The 16,614-nt window shown below is 69.2% G+C and carries 15 protein-coding genes; all 15 read right to left on the minus strand.

Features of this window, described 5'->3' with window-relative positions; genetic code table 11:
- Window positions 1-7: 7 nt before the first annotated feature.
- Window positions 8-253, minus strand: coding sequence for an ATP synthase F0 subunit C (atpE, locus tag OG452_RS09770; RefSeq protein ID WP_266853030.1), 246 nt, complete (start codon window positions 251-253; stop codon window positions 8-10).
- A gap of 73 nt (window positions 254-326) precedes the next feature.
- A complete protein-coding gene (atpB, locus tag OG452_RS09775) occupies window positions 327-1,133 on the minus strand; it encodes a F0F1 ATP synthase subunit A (protein WP_327295222.1) in 807 nt (268 codons plus the stop codon).
- A gap of 304 nt (window positions 1,134-1,437) precedes the next feature.
- Window positions 1,438-1,881, minus strand: coding sequence for a hypothetical protein (locus tag OG452_RS09780; RefSeq protein WP_327295223.1), 444 nt, complete (start codon window positions 1,879-1,881; stop codon window positions 1,438-1,440).
- Window positions 1,882-2,189: 308 nt separating this feature from the next.
- On the minus strand, window positions 2,190-3,560 hold the full coding sequence (locus OG452_RS09785) for an MraY family glycosyltransferase (protein ID WP_327295224.1): 1,371 nt from the start codon (window positions 3,558-3,560) through the stop codon (window positions 2,190-2,192).
- A gap of 106 nt (window positions 3,561-3,666) precedes the next feature.
- Complete coding sequence (gene glyA, locus OG452_RS09790) at window positions 3,667-4,908, minus strand: serine hydroxymethyltransferase (RefSeq protein WP_327295225.1); 1,242 nt, start codon at window positions 4,906-4,908, stop codon at window positions 3,667-3,669.
- A 98-nt stretch (window positions 4,909-5,006) separates the two neighbouring features.
- A complete protein-coding gene (locus OG452_RS09795) occupies window positions 5,007-5,654 on the minus strand; it encodes an arsenate reductase/protein-tyrosine-phosphatase family protein (protein ID WP_327295226.1) in 648 nt (215 codons plus the stop codon).
- Complete coding sequence (locus OG452_RS09800; protein WP_327295227.1) at window positions 5,651-6,298, minus strand: L-threonylcarbamoyladenylate synthase; 648 nt, start codon at window positions 6,296-6,298, stop codon at window positions 5,651-5,653. The genes OG452_RS09795 and OG452_RS09800 overlap by 4 nt, the downstream gene beginning before the upstream one ends.
- 65 nt (window positions 6,299-6,363) lie before the next feature.
- On the minus strand, window positions 6,364-7,209 hold the full coding sequence (gene prmC / locus OG452_RS09805; protein WP_327295228.1) for a peptide chain release factor N(5)-glutamine methyltransferase: 846 nt from the start codon (window positions 7,207-7,209) through the stop codon (window positions 6,364-6,366).
- Window positions 7,210-7,234: 25 nt separating this feature from the next.
- Complete coding sequence (gene prfA / locus OG452_RS09810; RefSeq protein ID WP_327295229.1) at window positions 7,235-8,314, minus strand: peptide chain release factor 1; 1,080 nt, start codon at window positions 8,312-8,314, stop codon at window positions 7,235-7,237.
- Window positions 8,315-8,420: 106 nt separating this feature from the next.
- Window positions 8,421-8,648, minus strand: a complete 228-nt coding sequence (gene rpmE, locus OG452_RS09815) for a 50S ribosomal protein L31 (RefSeq protein WP_327295230.1) — start codon at window positions 8,646-8,648, stop codon at window positions 8,421-8,423.
- A gap of 182 nt (window positions 8,649-8,830) precedes the next feature.
- Entirely contained in the window at window positions 8,831-9,934 is a 1,104-nt protein-coding gene (locus tag OG452_RS09820; RefSeq protein WP_327295231.1) for an LCP family protein, read from the minus strand.
- A gap of 440 nt (window positions 9,935-10,374) precedes the next feature.
- Window positions 10,375-12,501, minus strand: a complete 2,127-nt coding sequence (gene rho / locus OG452_RS09825) for a transcription termination factor Rho (RefSeq protein WP_327295232.1) — start codon at window positions 12,499-12,501, stop codon at window positions 10,375-10,377.
- A gap of 350 nt (window positions 12,502-12,851) precedes the next feature.
- Window positions 12,852-13,769 carry a homoserine kinase gene (gene thrB, locus OG452_RS09830; protein ID WP_327295233.1) on the minus strand — a complete coding sequence of 306 codons (918 nt, stop codon included), beginning with the start codon at window positions 13,767-13,769 and terminating at the stop codon, window positions 12,852-12,854.
- 401 nt (window positions 13,770-14,170) lie between these two features.
- Entirely contained in the window at window positions 14,171-15,244 is a 1,074-nt protein-coding gene (gene thrC / locus OG452_RS09835; protein ID WP_327295234.1) for a threonine synthase, read from the minus strand.
- A gap of 6 nt (window positions 15,245-15,250) precedes the next feature.
- Entirely contained in the window at window positions 15,251-16,606 is a 1,356-nt protein-coding gene (locus OG452_RS09840; protein ID WP_327295235.1) for a homoserine dehydrogenase, read from the minus strand.
- Window positions 16,607-16,614: the final 8 nt, after the last annotated feature.

The following is a 16,614-nucleotide window of genomic DNA, read 5'->3' on the forward strand; positions in this document are numbered from 1 at the left end:
CTTCAGATCAGCTGCTGAAGACAAAGGGAACGACCAGACCGAGCAGCGCGAGCACCTCACAGAGGGCGAAGCCCAGGAACATGTTGGTGCGGATGATCGGCATGGCCTCGGGCTGGCGGGCCATGGCCTCGATGGAGTGGCCGAAGACGACGCCGATGCCGATGCCGGGGCCGATCGCGGCGAGACCATAGGCGATGGCGCCCATGCGGCCGGGGACGGTGGAAGCGGCGAGGTTAACAAGGTCGGCAGACATTTTCCGGTCTTCCTATGTGATGCGGTCCGTTGGGAGGATTCCCAGCGGAAGGGCTGTGGGACGGGCAGACGGGTCAGTGACCCTCTTCGAGCGCTCCGCCGATGTAGATGGAGGCGAGCAGCGTGAAGATGTAGGCCTGGAGGAACTGGATCAGCACCTCAAGGGCGGTCATGGCGAGCGCCAGCAGGAACGAGCCGCCTGCGACGGCCGACAGGAGCGACGGCGTCAGCAGGTACCAGCTGGCCACACTGAACATGACGATCAGCATGTGTCCGGCGAACATGTTGGCCCACAGCCGCACCGCGAGGGTGAACGGCTGCAGAATGACCTTCTGCAGGAACTCCAGGACCACAATGAGCGGCGCGATGGGCTTGGGAAGCCCTTCGAGCCACACCAGGTTCTTGATGCCGCCGGCGAAACCGTGCTTCTTGAACGTCAGGAACATGTAGGTGACCCACACCAGGAGCGCGAGCACCACCGGGTACGCGAAGCGTGCCGTGGAGGGGAACTGCGCCAGCGGGATGACCGACATCAGGTTCATGATCCACACGAAGAAGAAGATCGACGTGAGGAAAGGGACGTACTTGTCGCCCTTCTTGCCGATCACTTCCCGCGCGATGCTACGGGCCACGAAGGTGTAGCCGATCTCGCCGACCAACTGCAGTTTCCCGGGCACAAGCTTCGGCTTGTTGAACGCGGCCCAGAAGAAGCCGACCACGAGCAGCATGCAGATGATCGCGAGGAGCATCGGCTTCGTGAAGTCGAAGCTTCCGATGCTGAAGATCGGCTTGAAGTCGAACGAGTGGAGGCCCGGCGCCGGGAACGCGCAGTCCGCATTGATATGGCACCCGCTTTCAGCGAGCAGCGTTTGGGCACTCACCCGTGACTCCTTCGTCGTGACGCATAAGTAACGGCAACCTTGTGTGTCAGCGCGGCTGCTGGAGCCGCTTTTCGGCACTGGGGACGTGGTGGTGTGGCGGTGCCTCCGCGGTCCGCTGGAAGCATCCACCGAGGACCGGGCATCCCGGGTTCCGCGCCGTGTTCACAGCTGCCGGGCCGAGTACGCCGCCGGTCGTGAGGGCTGCGTCCTCCTCCGCTCATCAAGCGGGAGGGGCCTTCACTGGAAGCGATTCCGGACGATAGCAGACCGGGACGAACTCCCTTTAGGCCCCCCCTACACATGATCAGGACTCCGTCTTCGCCAGGTCCGCCGTCCCCTTGGCGGGAACGGAAGGCTCGGGGTCCACATAGAGCATGCGGCTGGTGAGACTGTGACGAACCTGGCCTCCCACCCATGCCAGTGCGGTGACCAGCAGAGTGAGGGCGAACGCACGGCCGTTGAACAGTGTCGTGTGACCGAAGGCAATGACGAAGACACCGATGAGCAGGATCTGCACGGCATAGACCAGCAGTCCGGCCGTCATCGCCACCTGGGGCTTGTCCCGGGTGATGCGCATCAGGGCGGCGAAACCGAGTACGAAGAAGACACCGACGACAGCCAGCGCCACCACTCCGCCGATCAGGCCCTTCTCGCCTGCGACGAGCGCACTGACAACGGTGGCGACTACACCGACAGGGGCGGCGATGATCGTCGAGCCCCGGAGGATCCGGGCGTCGTTGGACGGCATGCGAACAGCTCCAGAAGGAGTTGGGGGTGGATATGCATGTGGTGACTGACGGCGACTCGTCGATGGTCTTACGTCGATCAGAGGTTAGCGCCGGGAGATGCGCCGGAAGACAGCTGCGGCTCGGTCCAAAAGGCCTTCTTACCAAGGCCTTTCAGTGCTCCAACCGGTGGTAGTGAACGCTATCACAAACTATTTGATGAGGTCTTTACCATGGAAGTGTGCTGCCCGTCACACATGAGAGTTAACCCGCGCGTGTGTGCAGGCGGGCCGCTGGTTTGCCTGATATTGGGGGCTGTTGAGCGAAATACTCAACGCCAGGTTCCGGCCTCGCGCCGATCGGGAAGCCCGGATCGGGGACCAATTGCTGTCGCCCCGTTGACGCCTGCGGGAATCGGCTCGCTTCCGTTCACATCGATATGCGGGGTGGGATCTTCCATTTCAAGTGAATTGCCCGACTCGTCGCATTTCGCTGTGCCGACTGTCTCCGGTTCCGTTTCGGCGACCGTACGACGGCGACCGCGGTAACGGGGCGGGACGAAGCCCTGGGCCCACTTCGGGGCGCGCGGGGTGAAACGCGGCATGAGCAGCAGCGCGAGACCTACCGCGCTCAGCACGACGACCGCCAGCAGGATCCAGGTGGACGAGGAACGCACCGAGTAGGCAAGGGCGCCGAAGGCGAACAGGGCCGACCAGAAGTACATGATCAGCACCGCCCTGCTGTGCGAGTGACCGATCTCCAGGAGCCGGTGGTGGAGGTGGCCGCGGTCGGCGGCGAACGGCGACTGGCCGTTCCAGGTACGCCGGACGATCGCGAGCACCAGGTCCGCGAAGGGGACCGCGATGATCGTCAGCGGCATCAGGAGCGGGATGAAGACCGGGAGCATCGCGTGAGTGGCCTCACGTCCGCCACCGAGGTTGAGGCTCATCGCGTCCGGGTCGACCTGGCCGGTCACCGAGATGGCACCGGCGGCGAGCACCAGGCCGATCATCATCGACCCCGAGTCGCCCATGAAGATCCGGGCCGGATGCATGTTGTGCGGCAGGAAGCCCAGGCACATCCCCATCAGTACGGCGGCGAAGAGGGTCGCCGGGGCGGCCGCCTCGATTCCGTACCCGTACCAGATCCGGTACGTGTACATGAAGAAGGCCGCCGCCGCGATGCAGACCATGCCCGCCGCGAGGCCGTCCAGGCCGTCCACGAAGTTCACCGCGTTGATGGTGATCACCACCAGCGCGACGGTCAGCAGCGTGCCCTGCCACTGGGTGAGCGAGACGGTGCCGACGCCCGGGATGGGCAGCCACAGGATCGTCAGACCCTGCATGACCATCACGCCCGCCGCGATCATCTGGCCGCCGAGCTTGATCAGGGCGTCGATCTCGAACTTGTCGTCCAGGACACCGATGATCCAGATCAGTCCGGCGCCGGAGAGCAGCGCGCGCGGCTCGTTCGACAGCGTGAAGACGTTGCCGAGGTTCTGCAGATGCGCCGCGACCAGCAGCCCGGCGCAGAGACCGCCGAACATGGCGATGCCGCCGAGCCGCGGCGTCGGTTCGCGGTGCACGTCACGGGCCCGGATCTCCGGCATCGCCCCGGCCATGATGGCGAACTTCCGCACCGGCCCGGTCAGGAGATACGTCACCGCGGCCGTGACGCAGAGCGTCAGCAGGTATTCACGCACGGGCTGCCCCACAGATATCGCTGGCCATCTCAGCCCCACACCTTAGCTTCGGCCTGCATAAGGTTGAGGACACACGGGTAGCTCCGATGGTTGCACGAGTACCGCTCTAGCCCGAATTCGACGGAAATCTCCTGGCGAGTTCGCGGACTTCTTCACGGGCCCCCCGCTCTTCACGCAGCGCGGCCGAGAAGAGCCCGGCGATCTCCGCCATCTCCGGCGCGGTCATGCCCTGGGTGGTGACGGCGGCGGTGCCCAGGCGGATGCCCCGCTCGTCGCCGCAGGGCAGTGCGCAGGTGTCCAGGACCATCCCGGCCGCCGCCAGCCGGGCCCTGGCGGCGACGCCGCCGGTGCCCAGCGGACCCGGGTCCGCGGTGATCAGATGGGTGTCGGTCCCCCCGGTGGTGATCGCCAGTCCCTCGGCGGCCAGCCCGGCGGCGAGCACCCGGGCGTTGTCCACCACCTGGTGCGCGTACGCCGCGAACGCCGGGGCCGCGGCCTCGCCGAAGGCGACCGCCTTGGCCGCGATCGTGTGCATCTGGGCGCCGCCCTGGGTGAAGGGGAAGACGGCCCGGTCGATCCGGTCGGCCAGCTCCGCCCCGCAGAGGATGAGACCGCCGCGTGGACCGCGCAGCACCTTGTGGGTAGTGGCGCAGACCACATCGGCGTACGGCACGGGGCTGGGCGCCGCTCCCCCGGCGATCAGGCCCATCGGATGGGCGGCGTCCGCGATGAGATAGGCGCCCGCCTCGTCGGCGATCTCCCGGAAGGCCGCGTAGTCGGGGTGGCGGGGGTACGAGATGGAGCCGCAGACGATCGCCCGGGGCCGGTGCTGCCGCGCCAGCGTCCGTACCTGGTCGTAGTCGATGAGCCCGCTCTCCGCGTCCACGCCGTACCCGACGAAGTCGAACCAGCGGCCGGAGAAGTTGGCGGGCGACCCGTGGGTGAGATGACCGCCGTGCGGGAGGCCCATGGCCAGCACGGTGTCACCGGGGCGCAGGAGGGCCGCGTACGCCGCCAGGACGGCCGAGGAGCCCGAGTGCGGCTGGACGTTCGCGTGCGCGGCTCCGAAGAGCGCTGTGGCCCGCTCACAGGCGATCCGCTCGGCGAGATCGGCCAGCTCACAGCCGCCGTGGTAGCGGGCGCCGGGGTAGCCCTCGGCGTACTTGTTGGCGAGCGATGAGCCGAGAGCGGCCAGCACGGCGGGTGAGGTGAAGTTCTCGGCGGCGATCAGCTGGAGCGAGGTGGCCTGCCGCTCGTCCTCGCCGAGGAGCACATCGGCCATCTCGGGGTCCTGCCCGCGCAGCACCTCGAAGCCGGCGGGGTGGGCGGCGGTGGTCGTGACCGGCATCGTGGGCTCCTCGGCGTCCAGTCCAATGTAGGACGGGCCGCGCGGGTGCGCCTGCCGGTGTTCTGCCGTGCGGCGGACAGCTCCGCCGCAGCGCGCGCTCAGTGCGGCGCCGCGACCCCCGTGAGCGCCGTGACCACCGGATCCAGCGCCTGGTTGATCTCGTCACCGATCGACCGGAAGAACGTGATCGGCGCCCCGTAGGGGTCGTTCACCTCGTCCGCCTCGACGGTCGGCGCCAGCAGCCACCCGCGGAGCGCGGCAGCGGCCCGGACCAGTGCCCGCGCCCGCTCCACCACGCCCTCGTCGAGCGGGTCCGGCAGCGTCGCCGGGTCTATGGCCCGCACCAGCCGGGTGAACTCCTTCAGCGTGAAGGTCCGCAGCCCGGCCGAGTGCCCCATCGAGATGACCTGTGCCCGGTGGTCGCGGGTCGCGGTGAGGACCAGATCGGCGCGGATCACATGGTCGTCCAGCAGTTCGCGGCCGAGGAAGCCCCCGGCATCCGCGCCGTAGTCCGCGAGCACGGTCGCCGCGTTGGCCTCCATCGGGGCGCCCTCGTGGCCCCAGGTGCCGGCGGACTCCACGATCAGGCCGTCGGCGAGCCCGGTGCCCAGGCGGTCCGACAGGGCATGGCGGGTCAGCCGCTCGGTGATCGGCGAGCGGCAGACGTTGCCGGTGCTGACGTGGAGGATCCTGAACGTGCCGCCGGAGGCGGACGCGCCTATGCCACGCCCCTCAGGGGCTGTCAATTGGCCACCTCAAGGTCAGGTACCACCTTGCGCAGTTCCTCGGCGGAGAGCGCGCCCGCACGGAGCAGGACGGGGACCTTGCCGGTGACGTCGACGATGGACGACGGGACGTTGCCGGGGGTGGGACCGCCGTCCAGGTAGACGGAGACGGAGTCGCCGAGCATCTCCTGGGCCGCGTCGCAGTCCTCCGGCGCCGGGTGGCCGGTCAGGTTGGCACTGGACACGGCCATCGGGCCGACCTCCGTGAGCAGTTCGATGGCGACCGGGTGCAGCGGCATCCGTACGGCGACGGTCCCGCGGGTGTCCCCGAGGTCCCACTGCAGCGACGGCTGGTGCTTGGCGACGAGCGTCAGCGCGCCCGGCCAGAAGGCGTCGACCAGCTCCCAGGCCTGCTCGGAGAAGTCCGTGACCAGGCCGTGCAGGGTGTTCGGGGAGCCGATGAGGACAGGGCTGGGCATATTGCGGCCACGCCCCTTGGCGTCCAGCAGATCGGCGACGCCCTCGGAGCTGAAGGCGTCCGCGCCGATGCCGTACACGGTGTCCGTCGGAAGTACGACGAGCTCGCCCCGGCGGACGGCGGACGCGGCTTCACGCAGACCGGTGGTGCGGTCGGTCGCGTCGTTGGTGTCGTATCGCCGTGCCATTTAGCGAGCCTCCCTGAGCAAAGCCTGAGCCTGAGAAATCTGGTGCGGAACCGGTCCTGCGATCGTCACGGCAGAGCCTTGCGGGCCGTGGCGAACCGGGGCCGGTTGTTCAGGTCGGGGTGGTCGGCCGCGTCGGCCCAGCCCCGTTCCTCGGTGAAGATCCACGGGACCTGGCCGCCCTGGGTGTCGGCGTGCTCGATGACGACTACGCCGCCGGGCACGAGGAGACGGTGGGCGGTGCGCTCGATACCGCGAATCGTGTCGAGGCCGTCCTCGCCGGAGAAGAGGGCCATCTCCGGGTCGTGGTCACGGGCCTCGGGTGCGACGTACTCCCACTCGGTGAGCGGGATGTACGGCGGGTTGGAGATGACCAGGTCGACCTGGCCGTCGAGTTCGGGCAGGGCGCTCAGCGCGTCGCCCTGGTGGACGGTGACCCTGGACCCCTCGGCGTTCTTGCGGGTCCAGCGCAGCGCGTCGTCGGACAGCTCCACGGCGTGCACGCGCGAGCGCGGCACCTCCTGGGCCATGGCCAGCGCGATGGCGCCGGAGCCCGTGCAGAGGTCGACGATCAGCGGCTCGACGACGTCCATCGCGCGTACGGCGTCTATGGCCCAGCCGACGACCGACTCGGTCTCCGGGCGGGGCACGAACACCCCGGGCCCGACCTGGAGTTCCAGATAGCGGAAGAAGGCGCGGCCTGTGATGTGCTGGAGCGGTTCGCGGGCCTCACGGCGGGCGATGGTCTCCCAGTAGCGGGCGTCGAAGTCCGCGTCCTTGACGTTGTGGAGCTCGCCCCGCTTGACACCGTGCACAAAGGCGGCGAGCTCCTCCGCGTCGAAGCGCGGGGAGGGCACGCCGGCGTCGGCCAGCCGCTGGGTGGCCTGGGCCACCTCGGCAAGCAGCAGGTTCATGCGGTTCTCCAGTACGGGCCGGCTACTACTGGGCGGCGGCGAGTTTGGCCGCGGAGTCCGCGTCCACACACGCCTGGATCACTGCGTCCAGGTCGCCGTCGAGCACCTGGTCCAAGTTGTACGCCTTGAAGCCGACGCGGTGGTCGGAGATCCGGTTTTCGGGGAAGTTGTACGTGCGGATCTTCTCGGACCTGTCGACGGTACGGACCTGGCTGCGGCGCACGTCGGACGCTTCCTGCTCGGCGGCCTCCTGAGCGGCGGCGAGCAGCCGGGAGCGCAGGATGCGCATGGCCTGCTCCTTGTTCTGGAGCTGGCTCTTCTCGTTCTGGCAGGAGGCGACGACACCGGTCGGGAGGTGGGTGATGCGGACCGCGGAGTCGGTGGTGTTGACCGACTGCCCGCCGGGGCCCGACGAACGGTAGACGTCGATCCGGAGGTCGTTGGAGTGGATCTCGACGTCGACCTCCTCGGCCTCGGGCGTGACGAGCACACCGGCGGCCGAGGTGTGGATGCGGCCCTGCGACTCGGTGGAGGGCACGCGCTGCACCCGGTGCACACCGCCCTCGTACTTCAGCCGCGCCCAGACGCCCTGGCCGGGTTCGGTCGCGCCGTTGCCGCCCTTGGTCTTCACCGCGACCTGGACGTCCTTGTAGCCGCCCAGCTCGGACTCGGTGGCGTCGATGATCTCGGTCTTCCAGCCGACGCGTTCCGCGTAACGCAGATACATCCGCAGCAGGTCGCCCGCGAACAGCGCGGACTCGTCACCGCCCGCGCCCGCCTTGACCTCGAGGAGCACGTCCTTGTCGTCGCTGGGGTCGCGCGGCACCAGGAGCAGCCGGAGCTTCTCCGTCAGCGCTTCGAGCTGCTTGTCGAGCACCTTGACCTCGGCCGCGAACTCCGGGTCGTCGTAGGAGAGTTCACGCGCCGTCTCGATGTCCTCCCCGGTCTGCTTCCAGGAACGGTACGTGGAGACGATCGGGGTCAGCTCGGCGTAGCGCTTGTTGAGCCTGCGCGCGTTGGCCTGGTCGGCGTGGACCGACGGGTCGGCGAGCTGTTCCTCAAGACCGGCGTGCTCGCCGATCAGTTCCTCGACCGCCTCGAACATCGGGGGTTTCCTGCTTTCGTACATCAAGAAGGGCGCTTCCGGGACGGCAAAAGCGCCGGTCCGGGCGCTCCGGGAAGGAGCGTCCGGGGACCGGCGCAGTAGCTCGCTACTTGGCGGCGGAGTCCGCGGCCTTCTTGCCGAAGCGGGCCTCGAAGCGGGCCACACGGCCACCGGTGTCGAGGATCTTCTGCTTGCCCGTGTAGAACGGGTGGCACTCGGAGCAGACCTCGGCACGGATGGTGCCTTCGGCGAGGGTGCTGTAAGTGGTGAACGAGGCACCGCAGGTGCAGCTGACCTGGGTCTCGTGGTACTCGGGGTGGATGTCGCGCTTCAAGGTGACTCCTAGTTTCGGGAGGGCGCCGGGTCGTGCGGGCGGAATTGTCCGTACGTGAACCGGGGCCAGCGGACCAGTCTGCCAGGAGTGGCCCGCCCGTCAAAATTTCGGACAGTCGGTGAACCGGAGACAGACCGGATCTATTCCGCCCCGCCACCGCAGGACCTGGCGCGGCCGGCTGCTCAGGAGCCCGTGACGACCTTGCCCGCCTCGCCCTTGTCACCGGCGGAGCCCTTGGTCGCGGAGGCCGGAATCGGCTTGTCCTGCTTCAGCGCGGCCCACACCTGCCGGGACTCGGCCTCCAGCGGGATGACGCGGTTGGGGTCCGCCGGGTCGTACTCGACCGGCATCGTCACCATCTTCGTGGAGCCCGCGCCGATGCCCTTGAGGCCGTCGGCGAAGGACGCCAGGCTCTTCACGGAGTTGATGTCGGAGTCGGTGGTGACGGTCTTGGTGGCGGTGTCCGCGAGGCTGTAGAGCTTGCTGGGGCTGCTGAAGATCCCGACGTGCTTGACCTGGGCGATGAGCGCCTTGATGAAGGCCTGCTGGAGCTGTATTCGCCCGAGGTCGCTGCCGTCCCCGACGCCGTGCCTGGTCCGTACGAGACCGAGCGCGTCCTGCCCGTTGAGGGTGTGGGAGCCCGCCGCCAGGTGCAGATGGCTCTTGTCGTCGTTGATCGCCTTGCTGGTGGTGACGGGTACGCCGCCCAGGTCGTCGATCAGCTTCTGGAAGCCGGCGAAGTCGACCTCCAGATAGTGGTCCATCCGGATCCCGGACATCTGCTCCACGGTCTTCACCGCGCAGGCCGGGCCGCCGCTCTCGTACGCCGTGTTGAACATGGCGTGCTGCGCTCCCGGGGCGTCCGCGCCCTTGGCGGTGGTGCAGTCGGGGCGGTCGATCAGGGTGTCGCGGGGTATCGAGACCACGCTGGCCTTCTTGTGGCCCTTGTACACGTGGACGACCATCGCGGTGTCCGAGCGGGCGCCGCCCTCGTCCTTGCCGTACTTGGAGTTGGCGCCGGCCCGGGAGTCGGAGCCGAGCACCAGGATGTCCATCGAGCCGTTGTCGACGTTGTGCGGGCGGTCGGCGCCGAGCTGGGCGTTGATGTCGACGCTCTTGAGGTTGCCGTCGAGCTTGAAGTAGAGGAAGCCGAGGCCGCCGCCGCCGAGCACGACCACTCCGGCCGCCACCCATGCAGTGATCACCAGCGCCTTCCGGCGCGGCGTGGCCCCCTTGCGGCGTTTGCCGCTGCCCCGTATTCGGCTGCCCTTCTGCGGGTCGGCCATGTCCCCTCCAGCTCTCTCGGTGGTCCCGCTACCCCCTGCCCCGAAGTTCAGGCGCGGTCCGTCATCACTTGTGAGACGACGTTTCTCGCGAAAGAGTTGCACAACGCGCTGTGACCCCGGAACGGCCCCGGCGTCACGGACGGTAGCCGGGTTCTCTCCGTAAAAACGGCCCTCACCTGGGGTTTTCTCTCCGGCACCAGAGGCTTGTCGTGGGCCGGCGCCCGGCGTGCGCTGTGGCGAAGATCTCGGCGGGCCGCGAAGCGGCACGGCAGGCGGGTGAGCAGCACGTGAGCGGTGTGTGGAGGCTGTGCGTGCAGCCCTCGCGTGCGCTGGGGGCACCTCCCAGTCGGAGACTGGGGGAGGCCGGGCCGCCGCACGCGACTGGCCCGCCGCGTCACTTCCGTGACGGGGCGGGCCAGTTGACGTTCCGTGACGGAAGGTCAGTCGTTGCCGTTGCCGGACGACGGGGTCGTCTTGGCGATCTGCATCAGGAACTCGGCGTTCGACTTGGTCTTCTTCATCTTGTCCAGCAGCAGCTCGATCGCCTGCTGCGAGTCGAGCGCGTGGAGCACCCGGCGCAGCTTCCAGACGATGGCGAGCTCCTCCGCGTTGAGGAGGATCTCTTCCTTACGTGTACCGGACGGGTCGACGTCCACAGCGGGGAAGATGCGCTTGTCGGCGAGCTTCCGGTCGAGCTTGAGCTCCATGTTGCCGGTGCCCTTGAACTCCTCGAAGATCACCTCGTCCATGCGCGAGCCGGTCTCCACCAGCGCGGTGGCGAGGATGGTCAGCGAGCCGCCGTCCTCGATGTTCCGCGCGGCACCGAAGAAGCGCTTCGGCGGGTAGAGGGCGGTCGAGTCGACACCACCGGAGAGGATGCGCCCGGAGGCCGGGGCCGCCAGGTTGTACGCACGGCCGAGCCGGGTGATCGAGTCGAGCAGCACGACCACGTCGTGGCCCAGCTCGACGAGGCGCTTGGCGCGCTCGATGGCCAGCTCGGCGACGGTGGTGTGGTCCTCGGCGGGCCGGTCGAAGGTCGAGGAGATGACCTCGCCCTTCACCGACCGCTGCATGTCGGTGACCTCTTCGGGACGCTCGTCGACGAGGACGACCATCAGGTGGCACTCGGGGTTGTTGACCGTGATCGCGTTGGCGATGGCCTGCATGATCATGGTCTTACCGGTCTTCGGCGGGGCCACGATCAGACCGCGCTGGCCCTTGCCGATGGGCGCGACCAGATCGATGATCCGGGTCGTCAGCACACCCGGGTCGGTCTCCAGACGGAGCCGGTCCTGCGGGTACAGCGGGGTGAGCTTCTGGAACTCCGGGCGCCCGCGGCCGGATTCGGCCGCCATGCCGTTCGCCGAGTCCAGGCGGACGAGCGCGTTGAACTTCTCGCGGCGCTCGCCGTCCTTGGGCTGACGGACGGCTCCGGTGACGTGATCGCCCTTGCGCAGGCCGTTCTTGCGGACCTGGGCGAGCGAGACGTACACGTCGTTGGGGCCCGGCAGGTAGCCGGAGGTCCGGATGAACGCGTAGTTGTCGAGGATGTCCAGGATGCCCGCGACGGGGATCAGGACGTCGTCGTCGGCGACCTGCGGAGTGTCACCGAACTCCTGCCGCTCACCGCGGCGGCCACGGCGGTCGCGGTAACGGCCACGGCGGCCGCGGCGGCCTCCGTCGAAGTCGTCCTCGTTCTCGTCGGCGCGGGGACCGTTGCCCTGGCCGCCCTGGCGCTGTCCGCGCTGGCCGCCGCCCTGCTGGTCGTCGCCCTTGCCGCCGCGGTCACGGCGGTCACGGCCACCGCGCTCGCCACGGTCCTGACGGTCACCGCGGTCCTGACGGTCACCGCGGTCCTGACGGTCGCCACGCTCCTGGCGGTCGCCGCGCTCACGCCGGTCACCGCGCTGGCCGCGGTCCTGGCGGTCGCCGCGACGGCCTTCGGCGGTGTCGGTGGCCGTCTCCGCCCTGGCCTCCTTGGAGTCCTTGGCGTCGGCCGGAGCCTCGGTCTTCACGCCGGTGGCCACGGACTGCGTCTCGGCCTCGGTCTTGACGGCCTTGGTTCCGACGGCCTTGGCCTCGGCGGCGGACGACGCGGAAGCCGCGGGCTCGGGGCTGCCGGCCTGCGCGGTGGCACGGCGACGGCGCCGCTCACCGGCGGGCTGGTCGTCGTTGGCGGGCTGGCCGGGAATGTCGATCTGCTGCTGGGCAGCGGACTTCTCGGCCGCCGGGGGCTCCTCACCCGTACGGGACTTGGAAGTGGCACGGCACTTCGGCTTGGTCTCGGCCGCGTCGGAGCCGCCTGCATCGGCCTTGGCGCTCTTCGGCGCGGACGAACCGGCCTGCGCCTCCTTGATGACCTCGATCAACTGGCTCTTACGCATCCGCGCAGTGCCCTTGATGCCGAGGCCGGACGCGACCTGCTGCAGCTCGGCCAGGACCATGCCGTCGAGGCCGGTGCCGGAGCGGCGGCGCCGTGCGGTGCTGCCGGTGGCAGCACCGGCGGCGGACGCGGCTTCGACAGAGTTGTCGGCAGTCACGCCCATCAGATCGGTGGTGTCGCTCACGAAGGGTCCTTCCCTGGAGCGGGCGTCGGCCTGTCTGGCTCGGCGACCGGTTGTGCTGTCCGACTGCGGTTCTGATCTTGACTGATCGCGAACCGACGCCGGGGCGGTGGTCCGCCGGGAAACGGCGGAGGGCAAGACGTGCAGGGGTCCGGCAGAGGCCGGTTCCGGAGCGTGCTCGAAACTGCTCAGACAGGCTGTCAGGCAGTTTGGGAGGCTCCCGGAAGAAATGGCGGTCCCTGATGGGGACACTGAGCACCGCGCCGCAAAGACGTCGAGTGCAGACTTGAGGTTAACACTACCGGGTCCAACAAATATTCCCCCTCTCCGTCACCGGCAACCGGACGGCACGTCTAGGTACCCAGTGGCAGGACGCTCGTACCGGTGGCGTCGAGGGGCAGCCGGTTGGCGGCCCACCCTTCGCCGGCCAGGCGTGCGACCTTGTCGGCCGCACTGTTCTCGACCAGCGCGAGCACCGTGGGGCCCGCGCCGGAGATGACCGCGGGGACGCCGTCCGCCCGCAGCCGGTTGACCAGGGCCACGCTCTCGGGCATCGCCGGGGCACGGTACTCCTGGTGCAGTCGGTCCTCCGTTGCGGCCAGCAGCAGCTCGGGGCGCCTGGTCAGCGCCTCGACGAGCAGGGCCGCGCGGCCCGCGTTGGCGGCCGCGTCCACATGGGGGACGGAGCGCGGAAGAAGACCCCGGGCGGTCTCGGTGAGCACCGGCCTGCCGGGGACGAAGACCACCGGAACGATGGAGTCCGCCGGATCCATCCTGATGGCGCGCGCGGTTCCACCGTCGGTCCAGGCCAGGGTGAAGCCGCCGAGGAGGCAGGCGGCGACGTTGTCGGGGTGGCCCTCGATCTCGGTGGCGAGTTCGAGCAGGGCCTCGTCGTCGAGTTTCTCGGCCCCGCCTATGGTCACAGCCCTGGCGGCGACGATACCGGCGCAGATGGCGGCGGAGGAGGAGCCGAGGCCGCGGCCGTGCGGGATGCGGTTGGCGCAGACGACTTCGAGGCCGCGCGGCTGCCCGCCGAGCAGGTCGAAAGCGGTGCGCAGCGACCGTACGAGCAGGTGGCTCTCGTCGCGCGGGAGCGTCTCGGCGCCCTCGCCGGCGATGTCGATGTGCAGCCCGGTGTCGGCGACCCGGACGACCACGTCGTCGTACAGCCCCAGCGACAGACCGAAGGCGTCGAAGCCCGGTCCGAGGTTGGCGCTGGTGGCAGGGGTGCGCACCCGGACGGCGGCGGCACGGAACGCGGGACCGGCCATCGCTCTGACGACTCTCCTTGTGAGACTGCGAGTCTGGTTTCGACCGCGGGATTGTTACGGGGAACTCGGCTGTGCTTTCCGGGAGAACACTCCCCCGGGGCCCCTGGACCGGACAACCCCGACAGGCCTAACGGGCACCTGCAGGCCATCACAGCAGCAACACCGCGGCACATGCGGCGGGGTGGGTTGGCTACAGCTTATCGAAGGAAGGTTCTGTCGCGACATAGGGCGCACAGGAGGCGCACGATGCGTGTCGCACGCTACCCATGCGCTCCAGGCCCGACCGGGCCGCCGGGCGGCCCGTCCTGCGGGTGATGCGGCAGCTCAGGGGCACAGCCGGGCACAACCGGAGCACAGCCCGGGGCCCGGTCCTGACGGACGGGCCCCGGGCGGGCCGGATGCTACGGGACCAGGCCCAGCCGCTCGGCGGCCTGTACGGCGTCGACCGGCACGGTGACCGGCTGCGGGGCTCCCGCGACGGCCCAGTCCGGGTCCTTGAGGCCGTTGCCTGTGACCGTGCAGACGATCCGCTGACCGGGGTCGACCTTGCCCTCTTCGGCCGCCTTCAGCAGACCGGCGACCGAAGCGGCCGAAGCGGGCTCCACGAAGACACCCTCCTGCGAGGCCAACAGCCGGTACGCGGAGAGGATCTGACGGTCGGTGACCTCGTCGATGAAGCCACCGGACTCCTCGCGCGCGTCGAGCGCGAGCTGCCAGGACGCCGGATTCCCGATCCGGATCGCCGTGGCGATGGTCGAGGGGTCCTTGACGATCTCGCCGCGCACGATGGGGGCGGAGCCGGAGGCCTGGAAGCCCCACATCCGGGGGGTGCGGGTGGACATGCCGTCCGCCGCGTACTCCTTGTAACCCTTCCAGTACGCCGTGATGTTACCGGCGTTGCCGACGGGCAGTACATGGATGTCGGGGGCGTCGCCGAGCGCGTCGACGATCTCGAAGGCTCCGGTCTTCTGGCCCTCGATACGGGACGGATTGACCGAATTGACCAGCGCCACCGGGTAGTTGTCCGAGAGCGAGCGGGCCAGCGTCAGGCAGTCGTCGAAGTTGCCGTCCACCTGGAGGATCTTCGCGCCGTGCACCAGCGCCTGGCCCATCTTGCCGAGGGCGATCTTGCCCTGCGGCACCAGGACCGCGCAGACCATTCCGGCCCGTACGGCATAGGCGGCGGCCGAGGCCGAGGTGTTGCCGGTGGAGGCGCAGATGACGGCCTGCGCGCCCTGCTCCTTGGCGTGGGTGATCGCCATGGTCATGCCCCGGTCCTTGAAGGACCCCGTGGGGTTGGCGCCCTCGACCTTGAGGTGTACCTCACAGCCGGTGCGCTCGGAAAGGACCTGCGCGGGGACGAGCGGCGTACCGCCCTCACGGAGTGTCACGACCGGTGTCGTGCTCGTGACCGGGAGGCGGTCCCGGTACTCCTCGATGATGCCGCGCCACTGGTGGGTGCCCTTGGTGGTCATGGGTCCTTACTCCCCTTCAACACGCATGATGCTGGCGACACCGAGCACGGTGTCGAGCTTGCGCAGCGCCTCGACGGTCCCGGAAAGGGCTGCGTCGCGCGCGCGGTGGGTGACGACGACGAGGGATGCCTCGCCGCCTCCGCCCGCCCGTCGCCCGCCGCCGCCCTGTTCGATGGCGACTTCGTCACCGCTGCATGGATTTCGGCCCTGCTGGCGTACCGTGTCGATCGATACGCCCTGCTCGGCGAAGACCGTGGCCACCTGGGCGAGAACACCCGGTTTGTCGGCCACGTCGAGGCTGATGTGGTAGCGCGTGACGACGTCGCCCATGGGACTCACGGGCAGCATCGTGTACGCCGACTCGCCGGGCCCGGTGGCCTCGTTGAGCCTGTTCCGGCAGACCGCGACCAGGTCGCCGAGTACCGCGGACGCGGTGGGTGAGCCGCCGGCGCCGGGGCCGTAGAACATCAGCTGCCCGGCGGCCTCGGCCTCGATGAACACCGCGTTGTACGCCTCGCGCACCGAGGCCAGCGGGTGGCTGAGCGGGATCATCGCGGGGTGCACCCGGGCGGTGACGGACTTGCCGTCGGCGGCGCGCTCGCAGATGGCGAGCAGCTTGACGGTGCAGCCCATGCGCCTGGCGGACGCGATGTCCGCCGCGGTGACCTCGGTGAGGCCCTCGCGGTGGACGTCGTCAAGGCGTACGCGCGTATGGAAGGCGATCCCGGCGAGAATCGCGGCCTTGGCCGCCGCGTCGAACCCCTCGACGTCGGCCGTCGGGTCGGCCTCGGCGTAGCCGAGCGCGGTGGCCTCGTCCAGCGCCTCCGAGTAGCCGGCGCCGGTGGTGTCCATCTTGTCGAGGATGAAGTTGGTGGTGCCGTTGACGATGCCCAGGACGCGGTTCACCTTGTCGCCCGCGAGCGATTCGCGCAGCGGGCGTACGAGCGGGATCGCGCCGGCGACGGCGGCCTCGTAGTAGAGGTCCCGGTCGTGCCCCTGGGCGATCGCGTGCAGCGCGGCGCCGTCCTTGGCGAGCAGCGCCTTGTTGGCGGAGACGACGCTGGCGCCGTGCTCGAAGGCGGCGGCGATCAGCGTACGGGCGGGCTCGATGCCGCCGATGACCTCGATCACCACGTCGATGTCCCCGCGTTTGACCAGGGCCATCGCGTCCGTGGTGATGAGCGAGGGGTCGATGCCCTCACGGACCTTGGAAGGGCGGCGGACGGCCACACCGGCGAGCTCGACGGGGGCGCCGATGCGCGCCGCGAGGTCGTCGGCGTGCGTCGTCATGATGCGCGCCACCTCTGAGCCGACGACTCCACAGCCCAGCAGCGCCACCTTCAGCGGACGCGTACGCATCATCCGACCTC

The organism is Streptomyces sp. NBC_01197, from assembly GCF_036010505.1.
GTDB lineage: Bacteria > Actinomycetota > Actinomycetes > Streptomycetales > Streptomycetaceae > Streptomyces.

Bases quoted from the DNA above. Each gene is read 5' to 3' on its own strand.
- OG452_RS09820 (WP_327295231.1), bottom strand. From the start codon at position 9,934: ATGGCCGACCCGCAGAAGGGCAGCCGAATACGGGGCAGCGGCAAACGC.
- OG452_RS09800 (WP_327295227.1), bottom strand. From the start codon at position 6,298: ATGGCACGGCGATACGACACCAACGACGCGACCGACCGCACCACCGGT.
- atpE (WP_266853030.1), bottom strand. From the start codon at position 253: ATGTCTGCCGACCTTGTTAACCTCGCCGCTTCCACCGTCCCCGGCCGC.
- OG452_RS09840 (WP_327295235.1), bottom strand. From the start codon at position 16,606: ATGATGCGTACGCGTCCGCTGAAGGTGGCGCTGCTGGGCTGTGGAGTC.
- thrC (WP_327295234.1), bottom strand. From the start codon at position 15,244: ATGACCACCAAGGGCACCCACCAGTGGCGCGGCATCATCGAGGAGTAC.
- glyA (WP_327295225.1), bottom strand. From the start codon at position 4,908: ATGCCGGTCACGACCACCGCCGCCCACCCCGCCGGCTTCGAGGTGCTG.
- OG452_RS09780 (WP_327295223.1), bottom strand. From the start codon at position 1,881: ATGCCGTCCAACGACGCCCGGATCCTCCGGGGCTCGACGATCATCGCC.
- thrB (WP_327295233.1), bottom strand. From the start codon at position 13,769: ATGGCCGGTCCCGCGTTCCGTGCCGCCGCCGTCCGGGTGCGCACCCCT.
- prfA (WP_327295229.1), bottom strand. From the start codon at position 8,314: ATGTTCGAGGCGGTCGAGGAACTGATCGGCGAGCACGCCGGTCTTGAG.
- prmC (WP_327295228.1), bottom strand. From the start codon at position 7,209: ATGAACCTGCTGCTTGCCGAGGTGGCCCAGGCCACCCAGCGGCTGGCC.